The 413-nt window shown below is 77.7% G+C and carries 1 pseudogene; it reads left to right on the forward strand.

From position 1 onward, the window contains the following. Positions 1–188: pseudogene (locus tag RM844_RS33130) on the forward strand (SDR family NAD(P)-dependent oxidoreductase); the annotation flags it as partial. Positions 189–413: the final 225 nt, after the last annotated feature.

Genomic DNA, 413 nt, shown 5'->3' on the forward strand with positions numbered 1-413 from the left:
TCCCCGGCTGGATGTGGCTGGACGCGGACAAGGTGGTCGCGGCGGCGCTGCACGATCTGGCGCGGGGCAGGTCGCTGTCGATCCCCGACCCGCGGTACAAGGCGCTGATGGGCATGGTGAAGGTGACGCCCAACGCCCTGCTGGGCGGGATCACCTCGCGGACGGGCCGGAAGTACGGGCCCCAGTGACGGCGTTACCGCCCCACCGGGGACGGGACGCGGCGCCCTGCCCGGGACCGGACACGGCGACCCTTCCGGGACCGGACACGGCGACCCGCCGGGGACGGGACGCGCCGACCCGCCGGGGACCTGACGCGCCGCCGCGCCGCGCGTCGCGGCCAGGACCCGCCCGCGATCCCGGCCGGGTCGGGACCGGTCCCGCGCAGCCCGCAGGCCCGGCATCCTCGTGGGGTG

The organism is Streptomyces chisholmiae (assembly GCF_031845445.1).
Taxonomy (GTDB): domain Bacteria; phylum Actinomycetota; class Actinomycetes; order Streptomycetales; family Streptomycetaceae; genus Streptomyces; species Streptomyces chisholmiae.